At 32.6% G+C, this 1,166-nt stretch carries 1 protein-coding gene; it reads left to right on the top strand.

Going from position 1 to position 1,166, the window contains the following annotated elements:
• Positions 1 to 586 precede the first annotated feature (586 nt).
• A partial coding sequence (locus tag AC1DTM_RS27585) for a lysostaphin resistance A-like protein (RefSeq protein WP_477001384.1) occupies positions 587 to 1,166 on the top strand: 580 nt, incomplete at its 3' end.

Genomic DNA, 1,166 nt, shown 5'->3' with positions numbered 1-1,166 from the left:
GAGTAGAACCACCATTTACAGAATTTACGTTTACAACTTCATTGTTACTTGTAGTTGCATACTTTGCAGTATTACTTGTAGCATCAAGTGTATTATTCCAAAAACGTGACGTATTATAATAGAAAAAATCCCCGTGTTAACGGGGATTTTTATTAACCAAATTTTTTTGATTTATATAGTTTTTAAGTGTGGCAAATACATATTTACTTAGGAATATAATTGTAACTAAGTTGAAGAACATCGATATCGTATATCAAATAAGGTCGTTATTATATAATTTAATAGATATGTTGTCCGAAATTATTTGAGAAAAATAGGAAGATTTTCAACTATATTCATATTATAATTTAGTTATTCGGCCATTTGTGGGAGAAGGGCTACCCATAAAACACTGATTAAAGTTTCACTTTATCCCGCATTAACGGGCAGTAARACTCCCACCTCAAAATTCAGCTGGAGCAAAGAAGTTAGGTGGGAGATCAACTGCCCGTAAAAGCCCGATTGGTTCAACTAATAATCAGTGGGGGATGAACAAAACCCCCACTGATTAAAGTTTCACTTTATATCATCTCTGGAGGTGTTCAATATGCAATATGCATTTTCACGTATAAGGCTACGTAGTTTTTTTGGATGGATGATTATAGGGATGTTCCTGACGATGATTCCATTAAGTTTATCAGGTGCTTCTGACAATACGATAGAGTTCCTGTCACAAATATCAATCTTTTTCGCAGTTCCACTATTGTGGCTATATTTAAAAACAAGTAAAAATAATGTTGTTTTTAAAAGTTTTTTTGATAAACCCGGACGTTTACATTGGGGGTTAATTGTATTAGCAACGATAATGGGAATAATTTTTTCAGTCGGTATATCTCAAATTCAATTTTATATTTTAGCACATACTGTACCAAATTTCTTAGTTACTATGTTAGAAGATGGAAATGTAATTAATACGAGTAACATATACATGACGATATTTACTTTCATTTCAGCATGTGTATTAGCCCCAATAATGGAAGAGGTTATTTTTAGAGGTTTTTTCTTACAACGAATGGCTTACAAATGGGGGATTAAACGTGCAGTTATTATATCCTCTCTTATTTTTGGACTAGGCCATTTTGATGTTATCGGTGCTTTCATGTTCGGTGTTATTATGTGCCTTCTAT

This window comes from Bacillus sp. P4_D3 (assembly GCF_056401855.1).
Note: the sequence above shows the minus strand (reverse complement) of the source record. Positions and strands in the feature narration are given on the sequence as shown.